This is a genomic window from Alkalinema sp. FACHB-956, from assembly GCF_014697025.1.
Lineage (GTDB): Bacteria > Cyanobacteriota > Cyanobacteriia > Leptolyngbyales > Leptolyngbyaceae > Alkalinema.
Map to the genome: position 1 here is coordinate 62,810 of NZ_JACJRC010000015.1, position 23,781 is coordinate 86,590.

Below are 23,781 nucleotides of genomic sequence, written 5' to 3' on the forward strand. Positions count from 1 at the left end.
AAGGCTGATGACCAACCCCCGCCAAATAGAAGAACCTCTGGATCTGGATGATCAATTTCTGGAATCAATGGCGGCCAGAGGCAAAGGTCTAAATCGGATTCCCTACCCGACCCTGCTCGATCTGGCAATTCGCGGGAAGGATGATTCTTTCAAAGCCAGAGTATGGGAGATTGTCGTGCAAACGGGAATTGACCCGGACGACCCAGCCTTCTTGATGCTGGTTGCAACTGGCAGGCTAGAAGTGTTGCTAGAAGACAGTCCCCAAGAGATGGAGACCATGTTTGATCAGTGGCAGACGCAGTTATATGATCGGCTCCAGACCTATGAAAAGGTAGCGATCAAGGGACACCAAAAGGCGATCGCCCAAACCGTCTCTGCCCTGATTCGTCGCACAGAGTTTGAGCGGGCTATTCACTCGGTTCCCTCATTGATTGCAGCCGGGCTATTGCTTCTGGTTACAGCCGGATTGGGAGGATTCTTGGGCATTGCCGGACTTTCCTGGTATCAAGCCAGTCGCCCCCTCGACCCTACCGGAATCCGACAATTGACATTAGAACAAGCCAAGGCTTTAGACTGGGCAACCAGTGCTGAGGGTCAATTTTCTCAAAAGCTGATGAACTGGAATCAGGACTTGTTGAGCCGCGATCGCAATGGTCAGCTCGTCTGTACTAATGAAGTTAAGCGATTGGGGGTCACTCTGGAGATGCTGCCTAATCGAAAAGCGACTGCTGGATTCTGCACGTTATGGGTTCAGCCTCCCAATCAACGCGAATTTGCACCCGTTCAAGGAAACTGAGCATCTATTCAAAGTTCGAGGGGAATTTACCAATGTGGACTTGTAAAGCTACTCAATACTGGACAGTTGTAACTGTGGCGGGGTTGCTTGCCGTTGGTTGCACTCCTCGCGCAACAACAGGAGGCGGAAATGAAGCCACTCAAGCGCAAAATTCTTCAATTCCAGAATATCCGCCGCTCTATAACGTGGATGTTGAGGTATGCGGCAACATTATTGCACCGCTCAAGGATGGAAAACGCTGCCTCACGACTCAACTTCAGCTTTGGGGTCCAGTTGGCGAGGCAAAGCTGGTTCGGGCTGGAGTTGGTCTGCCATCCGTGTCTGCCATACAGCATAAAGTTGCGATCGCCTCAAAAGGTTGCTACCCGGCATACTCCCAACCTTCACAAGAACAATTTTACTGGGCAGACACGATTATCCAGGTTAATCAGGGTGGAAAAACCACGATCGAGGTGAAACCCACTCAACTTTCAAATCAGCAAGTTCATGAATTGGTCACTGGAAAGCTTTCAAATTCAAGTGTTCCAACCTTCGGTGGTGTTGGCTGCGAACCCGCCCCTGCAAGCTGATCGCTTTGTCCCAGGAATCTTCGCTGAATTGTCCAGCAAGCTGCTGGATAATTGATAACTGTTGAACCTCAATCCGGTTGCTCTTCTACGTCTCGTCCTTCTTCAACTTCAACTGATAAAATATTCAATTGAGTTTCTAACTCTTCAATGGTAGGCAAATTACCTTTGAGTGACTCTGGCAAGGCATTCTTGAGTTGATAGGTTGAAATCCCAATGGGCTTGTTGACATCTCGAAGTGCATACTCAACCACCGTATGATCCTGAGTTTTACATAAAACAATTCCAATGGTTGGATTATCGATCGGGCTTCGTAATAAATCATCTACTGCCGACACATAAAAATTCATTTTGCCCGAAAATTCTGGCTCAAATTCAACGGTCTTTAAATCAACCACCACAAAACAATGCAGACGAAAATGATAAAATAATAAATCCAGCCTGTATTCCTTGCCACTCACCTGAATCGGATATTGACTACCAACAAACGAAAATCCAACTCCCATCTCCAGTAAAAATTCCCGGATGTGCCGAATCAAAGCCGTTTCTAGTTCTCGTTCCTGTGCTTCATGTCCTAGACTCAGGAAGTCAAAATTATAAGGATCGCGCAAAATTTGCTGCGCTAAATCTGATTGTGGCTGAGGAAGCATTTGCGTGAAGTTCGTCAGCACTCCTGCTCCTTGCCGTCGATATAGCCCACTTTCGACGCGCTGAGTCAGGACGCTACGGCTCCAGCCCTGTTGAATCGTCTGCTGAATGTACCACAGCCGTTCCTCTGGATCTTTCACCTTGTCTAGCAGCATGCAGTTATGAAACCAGGGAATTTGTCCAGCAACCTGCTGGACAAGTTGTTCATCCGGGTAGGCTTCCGCAAAGGCACGCATGTAGAGCAAATTAGTACGAGAAAAGCCTTTCATTTCAGGAAAGGCACTTTGCAGGTCTTTTGCCAGCTTGCTGATGACTTTTGCACCCCAGCCTTGCTCTTGCTGACGCATTAAAATTTCCCGCCCGATCTGCCAATAGAGCATCACCAGTTCTCGGTTGACGGCTAAAGCTGCCTGGGTTTGTGCATTGCGAATTCGCTCTTTCAACCCATGCAGAAATTTGTCGTAGTCGCCCGATCGCAGGTCGATGCTCATAAAAGGTACAGATGAACTGAGGCAGCTTTTACTATACCGTAGGAGGGGTAGTTTAGTGGCTTGAGAATAAAGGTATGCACCTCGCGGTGTCAGCCGCCAATCGTCCAAGATCGCTTGGACAATGGTTAAAACCCATCTACGTGGGCGGGCGGCAATGAAAAACCCCGACTCATCCGCCGGGGTTTGGGTGTTAGCCACGGTTGCGGCTCAAGCGTTAGTCATCCAGGTTGATGTCTTCTTCCAGATCAACTTCAAATTCCTCATCTGCATCCATGTCATCCGTTGTACTCAAGCCGTTTAGCGCATTCAAACGCCCCGTGCGGGTTGCTTTGTGGGCTGCACGGCGATCGCGCACTTCATCCAAATTTTGCAATCCATAGAGCTTGCGAGCATAGGTCAACAGATCCCGGAGTAAGGTTTCGGCATAGTCCTTGCGGAACTGAGCATTGTGCTGTTCCCAATCGAACTCCTGTCCGTTGAAACGAGCAGATGCCGCTAGTTCCCGTCCAGACTCCTCCCGTAGCACTTCAATCACCATCAGTCGAACTTTCTCCTGATAGGGAATCACCCGTTGCAAAGCGGGTGTGTGCTTCGGTACCTTGCGTGCAGAGGTTTTCACAGATTTGCGTGTTGCAGTTGCAGTAACCATGAGAATTGCTCCTTTATGAATGAGTTGGATTTCTCACCGCGATCGCATCGCCAGATGCCTGCTTCGTGCAGTCCGAGCTTTCATTCCTTCCGCAGTTGTTACTGCCTTTAGTTTCAGCGTGCGAGGGAGGTGGGCGGGAAAAAAGAACCCTGCATCAGCCGAACTAATGCAGGGCAAGCAATCAGACAGTGAACGAAGCTGAATGTGCTATTCGTCCTCTTCTTCGTCCAGATCCTCGTCTAATTCGTCATCTAGCTCGTCGTCCAGTTCATCACTGGCTTCGTCATCCAATTCATCGCTGAGATCATCAAGGTCATCGTCCAGTTCATCCTCCAAATCGTCCAGGTCGTCATCCTGCTCAGCCTGGAATGAGTTGCGGCGCTCTAGGGATGCCCGATTGAATTCCACCAGGTCTGCAACCGCTTGTTCTGGATCAGTACGAATGGTGTCATACAGCAGGCTCATCAGGATCGCCACCACTTCTGGTGGGTACTTCAGAGCATCGGGTTGTCCGAATAGTCGCGGGAACACCTTCGTATTCCATCGCTGCCAGTCGAACTTTTTGTTACCACCCTTCTTCTTCACCTGAGCGGCAATGTCAAGCCCAAGCTTTTCGCGGGTCGCATGCCCAATTTTGGTAGAGACACGAGCATCCCGGAGTTGCAGCTTTACGCCGTACTCCTTGAATACCAAGTTCCGCAATTCTTTGAGCAGTGCTGATGCGTTAGTTTCCGGCGGTCCATCAAGCGTTGGTGCTTTGGCTTTGGTGGCTGAGGCTGTACCGTTAGGTTTAGCCATTTTGGAGGTGGCACCGTTGCGAGCGCCGTTGGAGGTGCGAGGTTTTGTGGTTGTTGCCATCTTAATAAACTCCCAAATTCAAGGATTTCCCTCCCTCGCCGCATTAGCGGCATTTCCCTCCATTGGAAGTTTGATCAGTCATTTTAGAAGTGTCCACCTGGTTGAGGACTGAATGAAGCCCAGTTCGTTAGAAACGGTGAGAACCCTTACAGCTTTAGCTCATGCAACCGTTGCAGGATTGGATAAAACTGATCGAGCAGAACGCTCCGATCGTGGCGCTGGAATATCAGACTCCGGATCGGATGACGGTGTTGAGCCAGTTTTATCATTGGAGTAAGGCAAAATCGCTCCCAGTTTATGTCTGGAATCCTGGTTACTCAGTGCTTCAGCAGTTGGTAGCACCTCACGGAAGGCTGTTTCTACAACCCACAACGCAAACGATAGAGCAAGACATTCTTCAATCCTTACTAGATCAGCCGGAACCAGGCATTTATCTTCTGGAAGGGGTTTTGAATAGCACTGTGGCAGAGATCAGCCAGCAACGTTGCTACCAACTCTTGAATGCTTACCACCAGGCGCTGTGGAACCCGCTGTCCCATTATTGGGTCTTGCTGGAAACCTACGTTCAACTGCCTCTGGAACTGCAATCCTTTATTCCAGTCCTGTCTCATGCAATGCCCGATTGCCAGCAGGTAGAAGCGATCGTGACTCAGTTCTGTAACCGGCATCCCTGGATTGGCAAGGATGACTCTGAAGCTCAGCAACGATTGAGCGCGGCCTGTCAGGGGTTGCCAATGGGTGAGATTGAAATGGTGCTGGGCAGGCTGCTGACGTTTGCAGATACCCCTGAGCCGTTGGTTCAATTGATTCTGGATCACAAGATCAATAAGCTGCGGGGACGTGGGCTGGAGTATATTGCAGAACCGGACGTGCCCACGGCTGCGGGATTGGATTTGTTAGAGCGGCGGTTGGAAGCGATCGCTTCTCTGCTTCGACCCGAAGCTCAACAATATGGGCTGAGCTTACCCACGGGTATGGTGCTGTGGGGACCACCCGGTACAGGCAAAAGTCTCTCTGCCAAACTGGCCGCTAGGAAGATGGGTTTACCTTTGCTGGCGGCAAATTGGGGCATTCTCTTGAGTAGCCCAAACCCCGATCGCGCTTTGAAGGAATTCATTGCGGTGGTCACGTCTCTGGCTCCCTGTGTCCTTTACTGGGATGACTTTGACAAGGGTTTTGCAGGTTGGGACTCTAACGTTGATGGCGGAATCGCCCGTCGTCTGTCGGCAACTCTACTGACCTGGATGCAGGAACACCAGGAGCCGATCTACACGATCGCAACCGTCAATCGTTTAGGACTGCTACCACCTGAATTGGTACGGCGATTCGAGGACATCTTCTTCGTGGATTTGCCCCATGAGGGAGCTAGATATGAGGTGTTCAATCTACATCTGGCAAAGTACTTCCCAGCATTTCGAGGGAATGGTCAATCGCCCTGGACAGATGACCAATGGCGCAGGCTTTTGACAGAGTACCGCATTTGCACCCCTGCTGAGATTGGGAATGCGGTGCGGCGCTGTGCAGAGGAAGCGTTTTACAAGCGCAAACCGGGGCAGATTGAACTGGGGGATCTGTTGGGGCAGCGACAACAGTTCACACCAGCGATGGAACGGGAATCTGAGCAGATGCAGGCAATTCGGAATCAGGCGACCTATGCAAGACCTACAAGTGGGGGCGATCGGTCAAGCTTCGCTTATATCCACCGAGAGTTGTTTGATAGCTAGTCTTGAGAATCAGAGGTTACTTTGCCCAGATAGACACTTTTTAGTCCCATTCCTCCCTTCTTCGTTATCCCCCAATAGCGCAGGTAGCGGTAAGGTCCATAAGTCTTCCCTGTTTTAGAGTCAGGAATCATCTTCAATTCAATATGCCCTCGTCCCCCATGCTTCCCTAGCGGTGTGCCATCCTCACGAGTCTCCTGCTTCTCCTCCTCTGCCTCCTCCCGCCGCGACTCCAATAGCCCCTGAATCATTTCAACCAGATCCCCTAGCTCTTCATCACTCCAATCCTGGAGTTCCTGAATCAACCGCGCTGCTTTGCTCCGCTTTGGCATCTCCCACCCCTGACTCCGCAAAATTTGCTTAGGGAATACTTAGGGATATTTAGCTTGTTTTATTCCCTAAGTCCAGATTCATCCGTACTGCTTTTGCTTAGGGAAAACTCGACTCGTTATAAAGGCAAAACTATTCTCTAAGCCTCATCGCCACCCCAACTAGCTGAAATTTTGATGTCCACGACGACCGGGATCGGATGCAGAAACTTCCGAGCCGCTGCAACCATACAGTGACGTAGGAGATAACTGATATGTTTCGCCTCAGCCACAGGACACTCCAGAAGGATCTCATCATGAACTGTGCAAATCAGCTTTGCTCCTGTCTCTGCCAACACTTTGTTGAGTTTCACTAACGCCAATTTCGTGATGTCAGCATTCAATCCCTGGACTGGATGATTCAGCAGCTCTGCCAGCCTGGGTTTATCTGCCCACCTGCGCCGCCGTCCTGCCAGTGTACGGCTCTCCTTTATTCCCCGAATGTAACTGCGCTTAATCGTCTCATGCCATTCTGCTACTCCGGCGTAGGCTTCAAAGAATCGTTTTCGGAATGCCTTTGCCTGCTCCAGAGATAAAATGACCCCATACTTTGTTTCCGCGTAGCTCTGAAGTTTGGCGGCACCCATACCATAGATCAGCCCAAAGTTGATGGCTTTGGCAAGCCGTCGATCTTCCTCACTCACCGCGTCGATCGCTTTCCCAGTCACCAAAGCTGCGGTTAGTTGATGCAGATCCTCACCCCTACGATACGCTCGTTGCATCTGAGCATCGCCACTCAAACGGGCAACAATCCTCAGTTCAATCTGGGAGTAATCTGCTCGCACAATCCTGTAGCCGGGTGCAGCAACAAAACAGGTTCGAGCTGCGGCATCGCGAGGAATGGTTTGCAAAGGTGGATTGCGACAAGAGAACCGACCCGACCTGGCTCCAAGCTGATAGTAGGTCGGGTGAATCCTCCCTGTTACGGGATGGATATGTTTGGGCAGGCTGTCGGCAAAGGTAGCAGTAATTTTAGAAAGGTGGCGGTAATCCAACAACGCTCGAATTACAGGATACTGTTTCGCCAGGGGAACCAGTTCCTTTTGGTTGGTTGAGTTTACTGGAATGCCAACCGCTTGCAGTGCTACAAGTACCTGCTGGTGGGAATTTGGGTTAATCGTATCTGTCATTTCTGGTAGCAAGGACATCTGAGCGTTACCAGCGATCCGGAGTTGGCTGAGCTGATGAAGTGCCGCATCCCGATCGCTCTCCAGCTTTGCCCCCAAACTTTTCCAGCGGGAGAGATCCAGCAACATCCCATTCAGCTCCATCTGAGCCACCGCAGGCATACAGTGAAACTCCAGTTGGGCAATTTTGAGGAGGTGCGATCGCTCCAACTTCTTGACCAGGATCGGGTACAGTTCCAATAAAATTGCAGCATCCAACGCCGCATACTGTAACTGTTTTGGGGTCAGGGGCTTGCTCCAATCACTGACCTGTTGGGTTTTATCCAGTTCTATATTCAATAGCTTTTGAGCAAGCGTCTGCAACGAGAGACTGGTTTTCAGTCCTGCCGTCAACACACGATAGGCAAGTTGGGTATCGAAAAAGGGGGGAGCGGGTTGGAGTCCTGCTTGGGCAAGGAACTGCCAGTCAAATTTGCCGTTGTGAGTAATTTTGAGCACAGGGCTGGAGAGGATCTGTTGCAGCGGGTGGCGATCGCAGGAAGCAATCTGGGGTAAATCAATGAGCATCACTGGCTGATCCGGGACTGCAAGCTGAATGAGCCGAATCGTATGAATGTGAGGATCTAACCCAGTTGTCTCGCAGTCCAATCCAAGCATAGGAGCCTGGTTTAGCGATTCTCCTCCGGAGAGGCTACGCAAGCGCAGTGCCAATTCAAGTTCTTTCCCTGACGTAATCAGTTGATAGGTGACCTCTTGCAAATGAGGGTGAGTTTGGGAGGCAGGCATAATCGGAAATGGATGGAGGACTAGCTTGAAGGGGCGGTAGCACCAACCATCTCCGGTGATTCAGAACAAACTGACTTGTTCTGGCTGATCGGATACTTGAGCTGGGTCAGCCGAGATTGCTTCTGCCTTTGCCCGATTGCGTCGTTTTCCCCATCCTTGCTGAGCAGCATGTTTCACCACACTCTGACGAATCGATCGACTCAAATCTTGAAAATCATTTTTGACTGCGCTGAATTCAATCGGATGCCCACTAATCAATTCATAAAAATTGTCAGCCCCTTTGGGTAATTTGTTATGCTTCCGCATCACCTCATTTCCAGCCCAGATGTAGAGGTCAGAGTAGTCGCGATGCATGGGAGCTTCAAAGCTGGCAGGCATCATATAGGTCAGCACTTCAGTGGGTGTAGCGTAGTCTCCCACTTGATCCTGCTCATATTCAGAAAGGATGAGATCAAAGCGATCTTTTACACAGGCAACCTTCAACCAACTTGGAATAACATCACTCCACAAACTGCGGTGCAATACCAAGGGTCCCGCTAAATACCGAACATGATGAATCGAAAACTCTGCCATCTCCAACATGCACGCTAGCAATTCTTTCGGAACATCAAGGGATGCCAAAAGCCGCAACATTTCCAGGGTGCTGGATGAGCAACGGGTATCTTCATTACCAGCATCTTGTTGAAGGGTTCGCACCAACTCTTCAGGAATAAAACTCAGTTGATCCACAGCGCAAGCCTCTTGTAGGGGTGTCCCTACAAACAGCCAGTTGGCTGGAGCGTTGTTATCCACCTGGTTGAGGTCAGTACCGAGTCAAGCTTTATAGGCTGGCAAGCATATCGTTTCGTATGGATGCTTGCGCGATGAACACCGAATCAACTCCCGATTTCAATACCACCCCTGACAGCACCAGTGGTTATCAAACGGGTGGCTATCAAACTACTGGTGCTGGTAGCGAACAATCAATCTCTGGGGCTGGCACGAATCCTTGGCAAACTGATCACTTCAGTGATGGCTATCAGGAAAACATCTTTGAACAAAATTTTGGCGATACACCCTACTCAGAATCAGCCGCCAACCCCAACCCTCACTTAAAGGGCTATGGCAAGGGTTCCGCTTATCAGCCGAAAACAGAGCGTACCTTTTCTGCACCCGAACTGGAGCTTTAATCCCCTCGACCCTGCCTGATGTCATGAATACCCCACTGAGAACGCCAGACGGCTTCAAAAGGCAGCGTGTTCTGGCATGGCTCATTTCACTGTGCTTGATTGTCATCACCCTTTGCGGGCTGGTTGCACCTGCGTTTGGTCGCACGATCGACGACGGCAGCCTACCCACGCGAATTCTAGAAATTGCAGGGAGTCAATCGGGATTGCCTGCAACGCAATTTTTGTTGCCCGACTGGAACCGGATCTCTTTGTCGCAGATGCCGGGTATCAGTCGCTCTGGCTCGGTCGATGGCAAGCCCTACAGCCAAATGTTGGGGTATGACCTGAGCCGCAATTGGAGCGCTGGCATGACTCCCGATCAGTATTTGAAGCTGGGGGATATCTCGCAGGCATTTCAGGCAGAGGTCTTTTCACCCAGGGCGATCGCCCAACTCACCAACCTCGATCTCAATCAAATTGCCTTGAGTGCGTTTACGCTGGCAGCCGACCAAACCTTAAGCCATCTGGCAAAGGTGGTGCCGGGGTTGGCGCAGACCAATGTGCGGGCGATCGCTCCTGTCGCGGCTCTTCTCGCTGCCAAAGCCATCGGCATTAATGTCTCTGATCAGACGCTGGCTGAAGTGTTGGCACAGCACCCCCAGGTTGGACAGCTCCGCTTAAAGGAAATTGATCTTTCTCGCTTTTCTGTCACTTCTATTCCTAACCTGGAAGCCGTTCAACTCCAACAATTTGAAGGCTGGATGAACAGCTTTGTGAAAGGTATTCCAGGGTTGGGTCAGGTGCCATTAGGGTCAATGCCCAACCCGATCGCTGAACTAGGTAGCCTAGTCATGCGAGTTGATCAGGTGTATGGCCCAGCAGAGGCACAACGCAATAACACTATTTCTGGCTCCGATGTTCAGGGCTTTTCTGTCCCCTGTGCTGAAACGGATTGCGCCTATGTTGAACTGGATGATTTGGAGAACGCTGGACGTAGTGCGCGTGGCAGGCTGGAAGGCAAGCAATGGATTTCAGGAAAATATCAGGAAGTCCAGGGTGGCTGGGGTGTCTTGCGATCGATGAATGGTGGTCGAGAACCTACAGGGCGCTTGCCCTTTGGTTCTGCTTTCAAAGTTGTGGTGATGGAGCCAGATGAAACCACAGATACCGTAGATACTGCCCTATTCTTCCGTTTCTGCGCCAATGCGCTGGGTTGTACACCCTACTTTATTGGTCCAGTACCGTTTTTCAGCTACAAAGTCAATGCTTTGATGTTTGTGGGCGATTTGAGCGATCAACGAGCTGCTGCGGCATCTCAACCCACTGGAGCCAGCCGAGAACCTGGAAGTAGCCAAACTATTGCTGGCAATCGGAATGGGGGAAATCCCTGTAATTTAGGCGGCAGTGTTCAGCCTGTGTCGGCACAATCCGTGCAAGGGATTGATTTAGATGTATTGGCGGAATCGATCGCCAGCATCGAAAGTGCTGGAAGTGGCGGTTACCAGGCAGTCGGAGTTCATACCTGTGCGGATGGCGGAAGCAATTGTGGGAGGGGGTTAGGTCGCTACCAGTTCATGAGTTACAACCCCTATGCAGTCCAGCTAATTGCTGCAAAGCCAGGGGGGCAGGGATTCTTAAATCGCATTGGACAGGGCTACCAACCCACTGAAGCAGAACTGTTTCAATTCTTTCCACCTGCTGATCAGGATCGCGCCTTTATGGCAGACCTCGCCAATAAAATACAGGTGACACGAGGACAGATTGATCCAACGACAGGGCAACCCTTTACGGGCGATCGCCTCTTAGAACGAGTTGCCCAAAAACACTTCGGTGGCGATTACAGCCGCGTGGATGGGGGAGGCTCTGATGCGCTGGGTCGTCTGAGTCTACGAGATTACGGTCGCGCTGCTCTAACTCGCTATCGCAATGGTGGCAATGGCACACTCACCTGTGCTCCCAGCGCCACCCTGACAACCGCTAATTCCTCTGGAGTCAAAAGCAATGAGGCAGTCCAGGGCAGTGGAACACCAGGACAAGTCAGTGGTAGGCTGACCAACCCTGCTCCAGGCTTCCCTGTCACCAGTGAGTTTGGTCCTCGCTCTAGCCCTTGCGCTAGTTGTAGCTCCAATCACGCTGGCATTGATATCGGAACACCGATCGGGACACCAGTTCGTGCGGCTGATGGTGGCAAGGTTCTTTACGCAGGTTGGCTTTCGGGCTATGGCAAAACCATGATTGTGGAACATGCCAATGGCAGGATGACGCTCTATGCTCACCTGGATTCAATGGACGTGAACGCGGGTACTCCAGTGAGGCAGGGGCAGGCGATCGCCCGTAGTGGGCAAAGTGGATTGGGCACAGGACCCCACTTGCACTTTGAAGTGATTGAAGGCGCTACCCCTGGTAACTGGCGCAGCGGCTCTTCCATCAATCCCAGACAGCGGGTTCAATTCTAAGGAGGAATCAATCATGCAATCCCATCAGCGATTTTCACTGAGATCCATTGGCAGACGTTTGACTGCAACCTTCTGGCTACCCTTAGCAGTAGGAATGTTGCTCACTATCGGCTTAGGGTATCTTCCGCTTGACGCTCAAACCCCTGGAATCCCAGAAACCGTCAGTCGTTGCATTCCTCAACAAACTCGACAACCCATTGTTCGGAGTGAACTGATCGGCTCTAGTCGATTACAGGGCAAGGACTATTACTTACTAGCAACCTATACCGAAAATAGCCAAGCGCCGACTAATTTGATTATCGCGGTCACGAATGGGCGCTGCGAGGAAGTATTTTTTAATCCGATGGGCGATCGCGTTTCCTTTGCTAGTGTTGTGCCCCAGTCCGTTGCTCAACAATTAACGTTGGCACGATTCCGGCGAGAGATTCAGCGCCTTGGTAAAGAGCGTTTTCAGCAACAGGTCAACCAGGGCGCAGCCTCAACTCAGAATCCTACCTGGTTTGCAGAGGAAGTCTGGGCGCTGCGGCAGTTGGGCATTGCTATCCCTGCTAATGTTCAGGTTCAACAGTGAATGCAAGTTGAAAAGGAAACCTACGATGACAGATTCAGCTTCAAACCTGGCTCCAATTCAGCAGCAGGAACTGAGTACATCCACCATCCCTACACCACCTAACTGGTTATGGCAGCTAGGATACTGGTTTCGCATCGGTTTTAGCCTGTTTCTGCTGTTATCAGTACTTATTGGCGTGGCAGGTTGCAGTTCCAGTGCAGCAACGGTTCCCTGGCAAAAAGCGACAGCCACAGTCCCAGAAACCGTTCTGGAGCAAGTGATTCAAGCGAACACGGATCTGGATGTGGCACAAGCCAAAGAAACCCTGCTTGCCTGGACTGTAGACGGAAAAGCAGGCAAACTAACCCTGTTCAATTTCAACACTCCCAATCTATGTGGAGCCTTGGGCTGCCTCTACACTGGCTACTGGTTAAGAGAGAATCAACCCGCAGTAGAAGTGTTCCAGAATTATCTCAACCCGAACCTTTCAGCGAACAAGTCGCTATTTCAAGTAGGAGAAAACCGGGGTCAGGCTCTGCCCTGTCTGGAGGTGCTACAGATGGAGGGCGATTCTCTCCGAGACGGCAAAGCCGAACGCTTACGACAGTTGAATTACTGTTTTAACGGCGATCGCTATCAGCTTGCCGATAGTCAACTCTTCACGTCCTGAATGACTTTCAACATTAGTCCTTCAGCAGCAAGCAAAAAAGCTGCTGTAGCCAATTCAGCTCCAGCAGGGGTTGATCCAGAACAATTAATAGAGATAAATTAGACTACTCCTCGTCATCATCCAAGTCATCATCTTCAAAATCAAAGTCCTCATCATCTAACTCTGCATCTGAGTTCTCCAGATCATCCAGGAAATCTTCATCCTCTTCGATCTGCTTGATTTTCCTTGGAGGTTTTGTAGAAGGTTTAGCATTTGAGGCTTTGCTAGCCGTACCATTCTTGTGAGGCGGCAATACCTCGACTTCAACCGCTTCTACCTCACCTGGCAAGGCAGGCAAAGATTGAGGTTCCGTGAATCCTGCGATCGCATCATGTTGCTGCCAGATCAGCGATTTTGCTGCAGGAGTGCCCAAATAGAGGAGAGGTAAGGTTTCGATCGTCGGTTTGGTATACGCCACCGTCTTACAGCAGTCGTGTTTGTTCTTGCCCTCCCCTTCCTTGACGGCTTTGAATTCCACTTCCAACACGCCCAAACTCCGCCATCGATCGTTCTTGCCGCTGAAAGGCACATTGAAGTAGTCAGCGAATGTTTTTTCCAGGGCACGGTAGAACTCCTCACGGGCTGATTTAAAGCTCCAGAGCGCGACATTTTTGAACCGCACCACGATCGGTATCGTATGCAGTGGTTGATTATCCTCATCCAGAAACAACAGCGCATGTTCTGAACAGACATCCATCGATTTCTTGTCTAGGCTGTTGCGGTATTCGTCATAGAGTCCAACCACCGTACCGCCCAAATCTTCCACATCCGACTTGTAGCGAATGTATTCAGGCACAAATGCCAGCACGAGCAATCGGGCTTCCGTAATCAAAAGACCCGTCACATCTTCAGTGAAAGTAACGGTCGTGAGGTCATCTTCATCCGGCATCGCAAGCCAACCAGCCTTCTCCAACTGATCGATCGGAATCAGAATCCCGGCTGGCTTGTCATTAACCACAATGCCATAAGGCAACTGCGGTCGGCGCACCTGATTGTAGACATCGCTGAGTAGATCTGTGTCAACCTCAAAGTCTTCTAGCTCCGCCCTGTCGGTTCTAGCCGAACGAGAGTTGGTTGCCGCAGTTGATTTTGGTGATTTGGGAGTAACCGTCTTAGCACCCGTTCTGGCAGTGCTGGTAGAGCTATTTCTAGAATTCGTTGGTTTAACCATTGCAGTGCAGCCAAATGAATTATCCCCAAGCTGAGGCGTTAGCCTGAGAGGCTATCTGAAACAGAATTTAGGCATTAAGCCTTTGGAGATCGCGAACTGACAAGTCAGCGCAAGATATCGCATCGCCTCACCCCCTAAAAAAATGTCCAGGTAGCTGATCCACTCATCGACCTGCGATCGTTAGAATTTTCGCTAGAATCTCAGCCTCTTGCTATGCCTCTCCCCTTGTCAACCAATTGGAACTCCCTTTCTGGCAGTAAAAGCAATACATCTACTGCTTTGATGCAAGTGCCGTCCTATCCTCAATTATTGGCAGCGATCGATTTTGGCAAAATGTTCCAGCAGTACAACAATCCCCAGGGCTGGATGATGCTGGGTGGATTACTGGTTGTATTGTTGCTGCTCCGCATCAGTGGATCGGGTAAGGGCAAGATTACAACAGGCAAGCTGTGTGGCACTGCCGAGAAACTATCTGCAACCAGCCTGTCACTAAAACAGATTCGGGAGCGCAAACACAATAAGGTAACGCTTTGGTCTGGCACACCTCGTTACTGGGCGAAAGGAGCATGGCGCGGGGTGATGACAACCATCCAAACCACATTGGGAGCATCCCCAACAGTTTGGTTCCCCAGCTCAGAACGGGGCACACTGGTCATCGGTGCTCCTGGTTCTGGAAAGACGTACTCTACAATTGATCGCATGTTAGAAAGTGCAATGCAGCAGGGGTTCCCGATTCTGCTCTACGACAAGAAAGGCGATCAAATGCGCCTTCACGTCCCCCTCGCCGCTCGTTATGGTTATCAGGTCAGAGTCTTTGCACCGGGAGAGTCTTTTAGCGGTGTGATTAATCCCCTGGACTATATGAGAGATGCTAGAGATGGGGTGATGGCGGGGGAAATTGGTAAAGTGATTAACCGCAATGCCAGAGAGGGTGATGGTGGACGGAGCGATGAGTTTTTCACTAAAGCAGGCGATCTACTGGCAAAAGCATTGCTACAACTAGTCAAGGGTTCTCGTTACCCGGATATGGCAATGCTCTACGCTGTGTTGCGCCTGCCTAACTTGGTGCATCGAATCGATTATGCGGTGCAATCCAAACAGTTAGATGAATGGGTCGCTACCTCTTTTGTGCAGTTCCTCAGCGCAAAGGACGCTGAAAAAACAATTTCTGGCATTCTGACAACCGCCGCAGGCACCTTCTCATCGTTCATTCAAGCAGACCTGCTCCGAGCCTTTATTGGCAAATCAACGATTCCAACTCGTTTGGAAGGACGAGAGATCGTAGTATTTAAACTAGATGATGAGCGTCGCAGTGTGGTAGGTCCGCTGCTGGCTGCTGCGATTCACTTAATGATTGTGGGCAATCTCAGCACACCCCGCAAAGACCCGCTGATTATCTCTCTAGACGAGCTGCCCTCGATCAAACTCGATCGCCTACCACAATGGATTAACGAATACCGCTCTAATGGAGCCTGCTTTATCCTGGGTATTCAAAGTTTAGATCAACTCTATGACATTTATGGAGACAAGATGGGTGCGGCGATCGCCTCTGCCTGTAGCACCCATGTCCTGTTCAATCCCGGCAATCATAAAACGGCTGAGGATTACTCAAAACGTTACGGTGAAAAAGAAGTGCTAATCAAAAATCGAACGACAGGGCGATCTCTCGGTGGACAAATGAGCCGTTCGATTAGCTGGAGTGAGAATCTGCAAAAAATGCCGGTGATCAGCGCCGATGAAATTCTCAAATTTCCTCAAGGCAAATGCGTGATCACCAGTCCTGGCTATAGTTCAGGCGGACAGGCATCAATTCCTTATCCGTTGATTATTCCTGTCTCTAAAACAGATGAGAAACGCGCAAAGGAGAGTGAGACATTATGGGAAGCGCAAGTGCGAGCAGGCTTGGAGAGTCAAGTGATTCTGCCAAACGTAGACGCACTAACTCAAGCCTTGTATGCGCGAATTGAAGAAGCAGAGCGAATGTTACCACTTCCCGATGAAGGAGAAACACCAGCTTCGCCATCAAAAAGTGGTGCTGAAGCTGATGCACTCGATCATTTCCCTAAACGGACTTTTACAGCACCTGGTTTGCAGGAATAGTTCGATAGCAACACAACCACATTAACGATTTTGTCTACGATCTAAACTACGAATCTGCAATTCTTGCCACCAGGTTGTACTCCGTTCTGTCAATCCTTCTAATCGATAAAGCCATTGATAAGACTGCCCTTCCGTTTGTACACACCACATTCCCACAATTGTTCCAACTTCCTTTGTTGTTCTGACTTTAACGATTTGGAAGAATGAAAACTCTGGCATTGGAACCGTTGGGTTTAAGACTGGAATTGCGCGTGTAGGATCGTTTGATTGTGGCGATCGTGTTGTCATGACGAATACCTTGCATTCTTTCAAATAAGGAGTGGAGTGAAATACTGTTAATTTCTTGCTAGAGAGGCACTTCTGGAATCGCATCTAGGTTCAACAGCACCGAATAATCAGTGTTCGTGTGGATTTCAGGCACTGGAAGGTTGATAGGCTGCGTCAGGAGCTGTATTAACCACTGCTGCGTCTGATCCTGTTGCGTTTGATTCCACTGCAACCGGAGTTTTTGAGCTGGTAGAACTGGATGCAGTGCCAAAATAATCAGGGATAACTTCTCTGGAGGAATGGCGTAATGCACAGACATCACCCAAAGCTTTACAGCATCTTGCCAGGTTGGTTTTTCAGAGCGAATCGCCCATTCATAAAGTCTGGGTATCCCTCGTCGAAGACCGTAGTTAACCTGAACTTGAATGAAAATTGGAGTGTCTCCAGTCGTCAGAGGAGCAATCATTGGCGCATCAATCCAGAGTTTTTTCCTACCCTGGAAAAGCTCTGGAACCAGTTCTTGGACTTCAGCGACCCATCGAGCGATCAATGGGTGAGTATCCAAAAGAGGTTGTACTGGCAGTCCCAGAAATAGCTGTTTCATCAACAACTGGAAGTTGGCTGGATCGGCTGGATCAAAGGCAAATTCTGATTCATGAGTGCGTAACCCCAAAAGAGGCTGTTGACGTTGATGAACTTGATGCAGATCAGCCAGGGTAAAAAGTGCCATAGGTAAGAAGGGATAACTATCCTACCTATGCGGCGGTTGTCGCCGCTACAGTCTCTATCTAGGCAGTAGCGGCTCGATTTGTTGGGTAGCCAGACTGGCTTCTAGCAACTTTTCCCAGGCGCGATCGTCCAGTTGTCCCATCGCTTGAATACAAGTTGAAAATTGCTGCCACTTCTCTTGAGCATGTTGAAACTGTGGATCAAATCCAGTTACATGGCAGAAAGTTTCAAATCCGTTGTCCCAGTAGAAGGTGCCAAGTGCTTTTCTAAGTTGATGAAATTGAGCAGGTTCCATAAGTATTGCTGAAAGGGATGTCAAAACTGCCCATTTACCCCGCTAGGGGAGAAAAAAGTATTGTCTGAATTCAGACAGCATTAACTGGCTCCAAATTTGAACCACAACGTTGTGGTTCGAGAAGTTGTCTTTTTGTGGGAGATCGTAGTAATCCAGTTTCAGGTTGCGGCTGGTTTTGGTTGGAATCATTAGCGACACAGCAGCAAATCGCTATCTACTTGCCCGTTGGTTGCAGCAAGCTCATTGAGAACATTGACATTGAAGATGCCTTTGCCAAAGATCATGTCAACTTCTGCCGCTCGAAAGGGTGGGGCAATCTTGTTCTTCGCCACTTTGACCTTGACCCGAATGCCGTATTCTTCACTCCCTCGCTTCAATGTCTGAATCCGGCGAGTATCCAACCGCATTGAAGCGTAGTATTTGAGTGCATTTCCACCTGTGGTTGTTTCAGGATTACCGTAAACTACACCAATCTTGAAACGCAGTTGATTCAGAAAAATCACGGTGCATTGACTATGCAGGCAATTCATTAAGCGCCGGAGGGCTTTGCTCATCAACCAAGCAATGGAAGTTGTTGGAAAATCGCCCATATCGGCTTGAAGTTCTGCCTCGGTTACCAATGCAGCCACGGAGTCCACCACAATCAGATCAACACTCTTGGAACGCACCAGTTGTTCAACCAGTTCCATTGCCATCTCACCGCTGTCAGGTTGACTGACCAGCATTTGATCGATATCGACTCCGATCGCAGCAGCATAAAGTGGATCGAGGGCATGTTCCATATCGACAAAGGCAGTGATACCTCCGAGCTTTTGCATCTGGGCGATCGCCTGTAGTGCCAATGTGGTCTTGCCGCTACTCTCTGGTCCATAAATTTCGATAATGCGTCCTCTGGGATAGCCTCCTCCCAATGCCACATCCAGTTCAGTTGAGCCACTGGAAAAGGTTTTCACGCTCATATGACTAGCATCCCCCAGGCGCATAATGGAACCATTGCCAAATTCCCGGTTGATCGTTGATAGGGTGTGCTCTAGATCCGATTTTTTGCTTACCAGTTTGTTAGCCATCGTTCTCAAGAATGAACAACCGACCTCCATTTCTGAAGATCGGTAGATGTGCAGCGATAGCTGACGGTTAATCAGTTGGTCAGGAGCTAATTTCTGTCTCGGTCTGTGCGGTGGGTAAAGCGGTTCTCTCACCCAGAGGCTCTGCCAACGCATCCAACAACACCAACCCCAGTTGCTTCAGCAAAGCCGTGTTGCCATCGGGACAACCATGTTGAATCAAACACTTGGCACAACCTGCATCACAATCACAGCCACGGGCGATCGCAGCAGCAGTACTCGCAAGTTCAGCCATATGTTTGAATACGGCTTCAGAAGCCCCATTTCCGCCGTCGCTGGTATCGTAGAAATAGCCTGCATAGTGGTTGCGATCGCCAGCTTCCTTAACCACCGAAAAGTTCACTTCTCTGGGGTCAACTCTGGCAAAGAGTTGCAGCGATCGCAGGATTTGATGCCCAAAGCTGTGTATGGCGATCAGGCTACTGGGATACTCCCATAATTGCTGATAGCCGGGTGGAATTGGCTGCCCACTGCGACTCAAGCTGGTTCTTGCTTCTCTCGCAAAGGTTTGAAGATAGTCCTGTGCAGTGGAGTCGATCGCCACTTTGACAATGGGGGCTGAAAATTGAGTGCGGTAGGGCTGCTCAAAACTTTCCTCAGATAGGGTTTTGATAATCAGTGCCTTGCGGGTTGGCTTGCTGCAAAGTGGACAGCGGCGCTCGTCTGGTAATGGCTCCTTGTAGTTCAAACACCGCCGGTTCAGACAGGTCTGTTCATACAGCTGTGTCATCAAACTGTAACCGCTAGTGATGTGGCTGACTTGCCCATAGCTGAGTTCAAGCGTTAGAACGGCAGGTGAATCAGCACCCTCCTCCGCACGGGGAAACTTTAAAGGCAATGCGACCGGATTGGTTAAAGCCTTCAAGCTGCTGGTCTCCGACTGAGTGAAGGCAACCGTGAACAGGGGGCTATCCGGCACTTGTTTTAGAATTGCCTGCTTACTGGTCAAGTCGAGCGAGATGCACTGATAGGTCAACATTTGTCCGTCGCCATCTTGCCGTTTGTAGATGGCATGGAGATGCACTTCCCGATGGGCAATGTCCTCCGACACTTCCTCCAGTGCTTCGCCCGACTCAGCATCCATCAGTTTGACGGTCGTTTGAGACACACCTCCCCGAAAATTGACATCTTTGTGCGGGTAGCCTCTCGCCCATAGTCCATTACGCCCTTTGTTGAGATGTCCTTGAGCCATTAAAAGCTTTGCAACCTCGATCGCAGCACTCCCAAAGTAATGCTTGATTTTGCTGGTAGGAATGCCCGTTTCTGCTGCGGCACAAAGCAGATGTTTAGCCGCAAAGATAGGATATTCGTCATTAAAGAAAACGTCCTCAGCTTCACCAGTAGTCAACAGTTCTGGATGCTCTGTGATGTAGCGATCTATGGGGTTCAAGGCATTGGGAATCAGCACTGTCATTCCCGGTTTGACACGTCCGGCTCGACCACTGCGCTGCTGATATGCCATTTTGGAGCCGGGCCAGCCCCGTAGAACACAGCACTCCAGCTCAGGTAGGTCAATGCCAGCTTCTAAGGCTTCCGTTGCAATAATCCATTGAATGATACCAGACTGGAGTTGTTGAACCACCTCAGCGCGACGCTCTGAACTGATGCCACCATAGAAGGCAGCAACCATGTTTGACTTCAGCAATCCTGTTAGATCCCTGACACTCCGGCGCGAGTTGCAAAAGGCAATCCCGGACTTTCCTTGAACTAACAAAAACTGAATAATACGGGCTGTATCCGCAGTCAGGTTGTAGCTGGGTTGAGTCACAACCACTTGGCGATGGGGTGCCGCAGCCCCGCTCCTATGAATCCAAATGAGAGGCTTTGGAACACGTTTAGTTGGCTTCAGTCCGGACAGCTTCTGGGCAAGCTGTTTCGGGTTGCCACAGGTTGCACTCAGAAAGATGAATTGCAGCTCTCTGGAGCGACCGCCATAGTGATCCACTGCTAACCGAATGCGACGGATCAACCAAGCCATGTTGGCTCCATAGCTACCTGAAAGGGTATGTGCCTCGTCAATCAGCACGTAGCGCAATTGTTGATAGAAGGTTGCCCACCGCTGCGACTTCCAGGCTTGCTTGAGTTGAAAATGAATCAGTTCTGGCGTGACTCCTAGAATGCGAGGATCGGATGCGAGAATTTGCTCCCGTTCTTCGGTCTTCACATCTCCTGTCATCATTGCCAATACAGGGCGGGAGACAGCAGGCATTGCTGAGAGCAATTCCGAGATCTTGTGAAACTGATCCAGCGCTAGTGCGCGGAGTCCGTAAAATGCCAATGCGCGGTGTTCCTGCCTCATGCAACCTTCCAGAATGCCAGGGTAGGTACTGAGTGTTTTACCGCTGGCAGTGGGAGAGGTGAGAATCAGGCTTTTGCCTGCGCGAATAGCTTGCAAAGCTTTGAGTTGATGGGAGTAGAACTGGTAAATCCCCTGAGTATGAAGGGCTTCAATCAACTCAGGTGGTAAATCAGCAGGAATTTCCTTTAAATCTGGCTCCTGTGCAGGAATGGTTTGCTGCCAGAGCAGGTCTTCTCCCAAAAATTCAGTGATATCGGTTGGTTCAGAAGGGCGATCGCTCGTTGAATCAGGGTTTTCTGCAATAGAAGTCGTCGGTGGTGTCCAAAAGCTTTGGAGCAGAGTACCGTAGTTCGGTGTAGTTGTCATGGTCTTGTCTTCGCTCACTGCCCCAAAACCTCCCCCATAGGGGAAGGCAGATGCCTGCACAGTTGCAGGCATTCGATCGCCTCAAACCGCTGCCCCCAAAAGTCACTTGGAATGAATCGGTTGGAACAACCGCGCGATCGCCAGCAGAGATGTCATGATGGCGTTTGCCTGGACAGCACCTTGCTTAATCGACATTTCCAAATCCACCAATTTGGTTACTGCCTGAATCAAGGTTCTGAGGGTCATGGTTGCGACCTCTTGCCGCAAATAGTAAAGCCGATTCGGATTTCCCACGTTGCACAATTGAGCAATTTCAGTGTTGTTCTGGATACCACTCGCAAGCGCACTTTTAACCCATAGCCAGGTTCTAAACTGGGTCAGTAGAGTCGCAACCATCACCAGCATTGGCTCAGAGCGAGCCAGCAACTCATCGATCAGACGCACGACTGCTTCACTTTCCCCGTTGCGAACCGCCTCCGCTAATTGCAAATTGCTTTGAGTCTGGCAAGGAATCAGGCTTTGTACTTCCGCAAGACACACGGGCTGACCATTTGTATAGATTGCCAGCTTGCGGAGTTCTGAAGCAGCACGGGTTATGTCATTACCGATCGCCTCTGCCAGATATTCAACGACATCTTTGGGCAGTCGTAGTTTCATCTGCTTTGCTTGAGTGGCGATTGCCTCTGCGATCAAATCTGTACGCCAGGGTGGAATTAATGAAAGCTCGAAACATTGACCGTACTTGATCAAATGCTTGTAGATTTTCAGGCGCTTGTCCACATTCGTTGCCAGAAAGACAATCGTTGTGGCATCCGGTATCTGAGCAAGTTGCTGCAAACTTTCTACCTGGGCATCACCCCATTGCTTAAGATTGCAGTCTTCTACGACCACAAGCCGTTTACCACCACTGAGCGAGGGTGTTCGTGCCGCACTCATTGCCTGTTCCAAAGCACTGGCGGGAAAGCGATGATAGCAAAGCTCTAACCACTGCGGGTCAAGTTCTGCTCTGTAGTGCTCTAGTTTTTGTCGAATGGCAAATTGATCATCTCCAACCAATAGAATAATCATGCAGATCTCCCATTCTTAGTAGCTGTGAGCGTTCTGATCAATACGGTCATCGGCTTCGGGCTACGAGTAACTCGCTGAAGCATTCGAGCGATCGCCTGCTGATTCGCTTCAAACTTCGCAAACGATGCAGGGGCAACTTCCAGAATTGCCTTCGTTCCTTGTAGCTTGGTCAGGCGTGCCTGAGCCAACAACTTTTGAGTTCCTGGTTTAGCCGAGGCTACAACTTTTTGCCAGAGAGCTGCTAAATCAGTAGGCTTGTGAACTGCGGTTAACGAAGCTGTCTCAGAGATTGCTTTACGGCTATGCCCATTTTTGCCCACTACCTGCTTCACATCTGGAGAGCTAAAGGGAATCGATCTCAACATCGGCATCAAGTTCAGCAGACACGTCTCTAGCCAGACAGCCGCGTTGGTTGTGTTACGAAGATAGCTCTCTGCTCTTTGTAATTGGGCCAGAGATTGATTGATTGCATCAAAATCCCACTGAGTAGCGATCGCCTTTAATTGGCTATGGTTGACAGGGCTAGTAAGCAAGTCTGTTGCTTTGGGAGCCGATTTAAGAATTAACAGATCTCGGTAGGTTTGGAGCAAGCTGCTGAGAATCAGTTTGGGTGTTTTGCCAGAATCGACCAGTGTTCGAGCTGATTGAAGGAGTTGAAACGTATCGTTCGTGGCGATCGCCTCCAGCACTGTCAGCAGGTCTGTCGCCGTAACGCCACCCGTCATTTCGATCACATGATTCGCTGTAACCGCTTCACCTAGCAGGCTAACCTGACCCAAAAGCTGAAGGGCATCCCGTAAGCCTCCTTCTGCAAATCGGGCGATCGCCATTAAAGCCTCATCCTCGACAGCGATCGCTTCGGCAGCGGCAACGTCCTGAAGGTGCTGTGCGATCGTCTGGGGCGACAGCGCCCGAAAGTGAAACACCTGACAACGACTCACAATCGTCGGCAATACTTTATGCACTTCCGTCGTACAAAGAATGAAGACTACATGAGGTGGTGGCTCCTCAATACACTTCAGCAGGGCGTTTTGGGACTGGGTAGTTAATTGATGGCATTCATCCAGAATAAAAATTCGGTAGCGTCCCTGCACGGGTGCAAGGCTGCTGCGTTCAATCAAGGCACGGGCATCATCCACCCCATTGTTAGAAGCTGCATCAATCTCACTTACATCCAGGCTATTGCTGGTTTCAATTGATCGGCAGGATTGGCAAGTGCCGCAAGGTTCATCGGTAGGTCCGTCAAAGCTCAGACAATTGAGAGACTTGGCAAAGATACGCGCAGTAGAGGTTTTGCCAGTTCCTCTAGAACCTGTGAAGAGATACGCCGGAGCTATGTGCATCCGGTTGATGGCATTGGTCAAAGCGGTTTGGACGTAGGGTTGTCCAACCAGTTCTGCCAGGATTTTAGGGCGATATTTTTGGTGTAAGGCGTTGGTCGTCATGGTGATATGAGTTTAATCATCATGGCGATCGCCCCTAATCAGGG

20 protein-coding genes and 1 pseudogene are annotated in these 23,781 nt (G+C 50.1%); 8 read left to right on the forward strand and 13 right to left on the reverse strand.

Annotated features, from left to right (window positions below; translation table 11 throughout):
- The first annotated feature begins 7 nt into the window (after positions 1-7).
- A complete protein-coding gene (locus H6G21_RS16090; RefSeq protein WP_190574451.1) occupies positions 8-796 on the forward strand; it encodes a DUF6753 family protein in 789 nt (262 codons plus the stop codon).
- 32 nt (positions 797-828) lie between these two features.
- Positions 829-1,365: a hypothetical protein gene (locus tag H6G21_RS16095; RefSeq protein WP_190574452.1), complete on the forward strand. Its 537-nt coding sequence runs from the start codon at positions 829-831 to the stop codon at positions 1,363-1,365.
- Positions 1,366-1,433: 68 nt separating this feature from the next.
- On the opposite strand, the gene H6G21_RS16100 is transcribed toward H6G21_RS16095, so the two are convergent.
- From H6G21_RS16100 to H6G21_RS16110, 3 genes are all read right to left on the reverse strand, one after another.
- Complete coding sequence (locus tag H6G21_RS16100; protein WP_190574491.1) at positions 1,434-2,501, reverse strand: PDDEXK nuclease domain-containing protein; 1,068 nt, start codon at positions 2,499-2,501, stop codon at positions 1,434-1,436.
- 214 nt (positions 2,502-2,715) lie between these two features.
- Positions 2,716-3,150, reverse strand: coding sequence for a hypothetical protein (locus H6G21_RS16105; RefSeq protein WP_190574453.1), 435 nt, complete (start codon positions 3,148-3,150; stop codon positions 2,716-2,718).
- Positions 3,151-3,357: 207 nt separating this feature from the next.
- Positions 3,358-4,008 (reverse strand): primosomal protein, encoded by a 651-nt coding sequence (locus H6G21_RS16110; RefSeq protein ID WP_190574454.1) that lies wholly within the window; start codon positions 4,006-4,008, stop codon positions 3,358-3,360.
- Between the two features lie 161 nt (positions 4,009-4,169).
- On the opposite strand from H6G21_RS16110, the gene H6G21_RS16115 reads away from it, so the two are divergent.
- Complete coding sequence (locus H6G21_RS16115) at positions 4,170-5,732, forward strand: AAA family ATPase (RefSeq protein WP_190574455.1); 1,563 nt, start codon at positions 4,170-4,172, stop codon at positions 5,730-5,732.
- Here the strand turns inward: H6G21_RS16115 and H6G21_RS16120 are convergent.
- The 3 genes from H6G21_RS16120 to H6G21_RS16130 all read right to left on the reverse strand — a co-directional run bounded on the left by H6G21_RS16120 (position 5,729) and on the right by H6G21_RS16130 (position 8,739).
- Positions 5,729-6,061 carry a hypothetical protein gene (locus H6G21_RS16120; protein WP_190574456.1) on the reverse strand — a complete coding sequence of 111 codons (333 nt, stop codon included), beginning with the start codon at positions 6,059-6,061 and terminating at the stop codon, positions 5,729-5,731. The two genes, H6G21_RS16115 and H6G21_RS16120, sit on opposite strands and share 4 nt — an antisense overlap.
- Positions 6,062-6,198: 137 nt before the next feature.
- A complete protein-coding gene (locus H6G21_RS16125) occupies positions 6,199-8,010 on the reverse strand; it encodes a bifunctional 3'-5' exonuclease/DNA polymerase (RefSeq protein ID WP_190574457.1) in 1,812 nt (603 codons plus the stop codon).
- Between the two features lie 60 nt (positions 8,011-8,070).
- Positions 8,071-8,739 carry a hypothetical protein gene (locus tag H6G21_RS16130; protein ID WP_190574458.1) on the reverse strand — a complete coding sequence of 223 codons (669 nt, stop codon included), beginning with the start codon at positions 8,737-8,739 and terminating at the stop codon, positions 8,071-8,073.
- A gap of 134 nt (positions 8,740-8,873) precedes the next feature.
- Between H6G21_RS16130 and H6G21_RS16135 the strand changes: the two genes are divergently transcribed.
- The 4 genes from H6G21_RS16135 to H6G21_RS16150 all read left to right on the forward strand — a co-directional run bounded on the left by H6G21_RS16135 (position 8,874) and on the right by H6G21_RS16150 (position 12,834).
- Positions 8,874-9,179: a hypothetical protein gene (locus H6G21_RS16135; RefSeq protein ID WP_190574459.1), complete on the forward strand. Its 306-nt coding sequence runs from the start codon at positions 8,874-8,876 to the stop codon at positions 9,177-9,179.
- A 23-nt stretch (positions 9,180-9,202) separates the two neighbouring features.
- Positions 9,203-11,614, forward strand: coding sequence for a M23 family metallopeptidase (locus H6G21_RS25735; protein WP_190574460.1), 2,412 nt, complete (start codon positions 9,203-9,205; stop codon positions 11,612-11,614).
- A 94-nt stretch (positions 11,615-11,708) separates the two neighbouring features.
- A complete protein-coding gene (locus tag H6G21_RS16145) occupies positions 11,709-12,185 on the forward strand; it encodes a hypothetical protein (RefSeq protein WP_190574461.1) in 477 nt (158 codons plus the stop codon).
- Positions 12,186-12,210: 25 nt separating this feature from the next.
- The gene (locus tag H6G21_RS16150; protein WP_190574462.1) at positions 12,211-12,834 is read left to right on the forward strand and encodes a hypothetical protein; all 624 of its coding nucleotides are present in this window, start codon (positions 12,211-12,213) and stop codon (positions 12,832-12,834) included.
- Positions 12,835-12,937: 103 nt separating this feature from the next.
- Here the strand turns inward: H6G21_RS16150 and H6G21_RS16155 are convergent, their stop codons facing one another.
- Positions 12,938-14,044, reverse strand: coding sequence for a DUF5895 domain-containing protein (locus H6G21_RS16155; protein WP_190574463.1), 1,107 nt, complete (start codon positions 14,042-14,044; stop codon positions 12,938-12,940).
- A gap of 213 nt (positions 14,045-14,257) precedes the next feature.
- Between H6G21_RS16155 and H6G21_RS16160 the strand changes: the two genes are divergently transcribed.
- On the forward strand, positions 14,258-16,144 hold the full coding sequence (locus tag H6G21_RS16160) for a type IV secretion system DNA-binding domain-containing protein (RefSeq protein ID WP_242041874.1): 1,887 nt from the start codon (positions 14,258-14,260) through the stop codon (positions 16,142-16,144).
- Between the two features lie 346 nt (positions 16,145-16,490).
- On the opposite strand, the gene H6G21_RS16165 is transcribed toward H6G21_RS16160, so the two are convergent.
- The 6 genes and pseudogenes from H6G21_RS16165 to dnaX all read right to left on the reverse strand — a co-directional run bounded on the left by H6G21_RS16165 (position 16,491) and on the right by dnaX (position 23,737).
- A complete protein-coding gene (locus H6G21_RS16165; protein WP_190574464.1) occupies positions 16,491-17,141 on the reverse strand; it encodes a hypothetical protein in 651 nt (216 codons plus the stop codon).
- Between the two features lie 54 nt (positions 17,142-17,195).
- The gene (locus H6G21_RS16170; RefSeq protein ID WP_190574465.1) at positions 17,196-17,435 is read right to left on the reverse strand and encodes a hypothetical protein; all 240 of its coding nucleotides are present in this window, start codon (positions 17,433-17,435) and stop codon (positions 17,196-17,198) included.
- A gap of 230 nt (positions 17,436-17,665) precedes the next feature.
- Positions 17,666-18,502: pseudogene (recA, locus tag H6G21_RS16175) on the reverse strand (recombinase RecA); the annotation flags it as partial.
- Positions 18,503-18,581: 79 nt separating this feature from the next.
- Positions 18,582-21,296, reverse strand: a complete 2,715-nt coding sequence (locus H6G21_RS16180) for a DEAD/DEAH box helicase (RefSeq protein ID WP_242041875.1) — start codon at positions 21,294-21,296, stop codon at positions 18,582-18,584.
- Positions 21,297-21,326: 30 nt separating this feature from the next.
- Positions 21,327-22,292, reverse strand: a complete 966-nt coding sequence (holA, locus tag H6G21_RS16185) for a DNA polymerase III subunit delta (RefSeq protein WP_190574467.1) — start codon at positions 22,290-22,292, stop codon at positions 21,327-21,329.
- Positions 22,289-23,737 (reverse strand): DNA polymerase III subunit gamma/tau, encoded by a 1,449-nt coding sequence (gene dnaX, locus H6G21_RS16190; RefSeq protein ID WP_190574468.1) that lies wholly within the window; start codon positions 23,735-23,737, stop codon positions 22,289-22,291. Before dnaX ends, holA begins: the two co-directional genes overlap by 4 nt.
- Between the last annotated feature and the right edge of the window lie 44 nt (positions 23,738-23,781).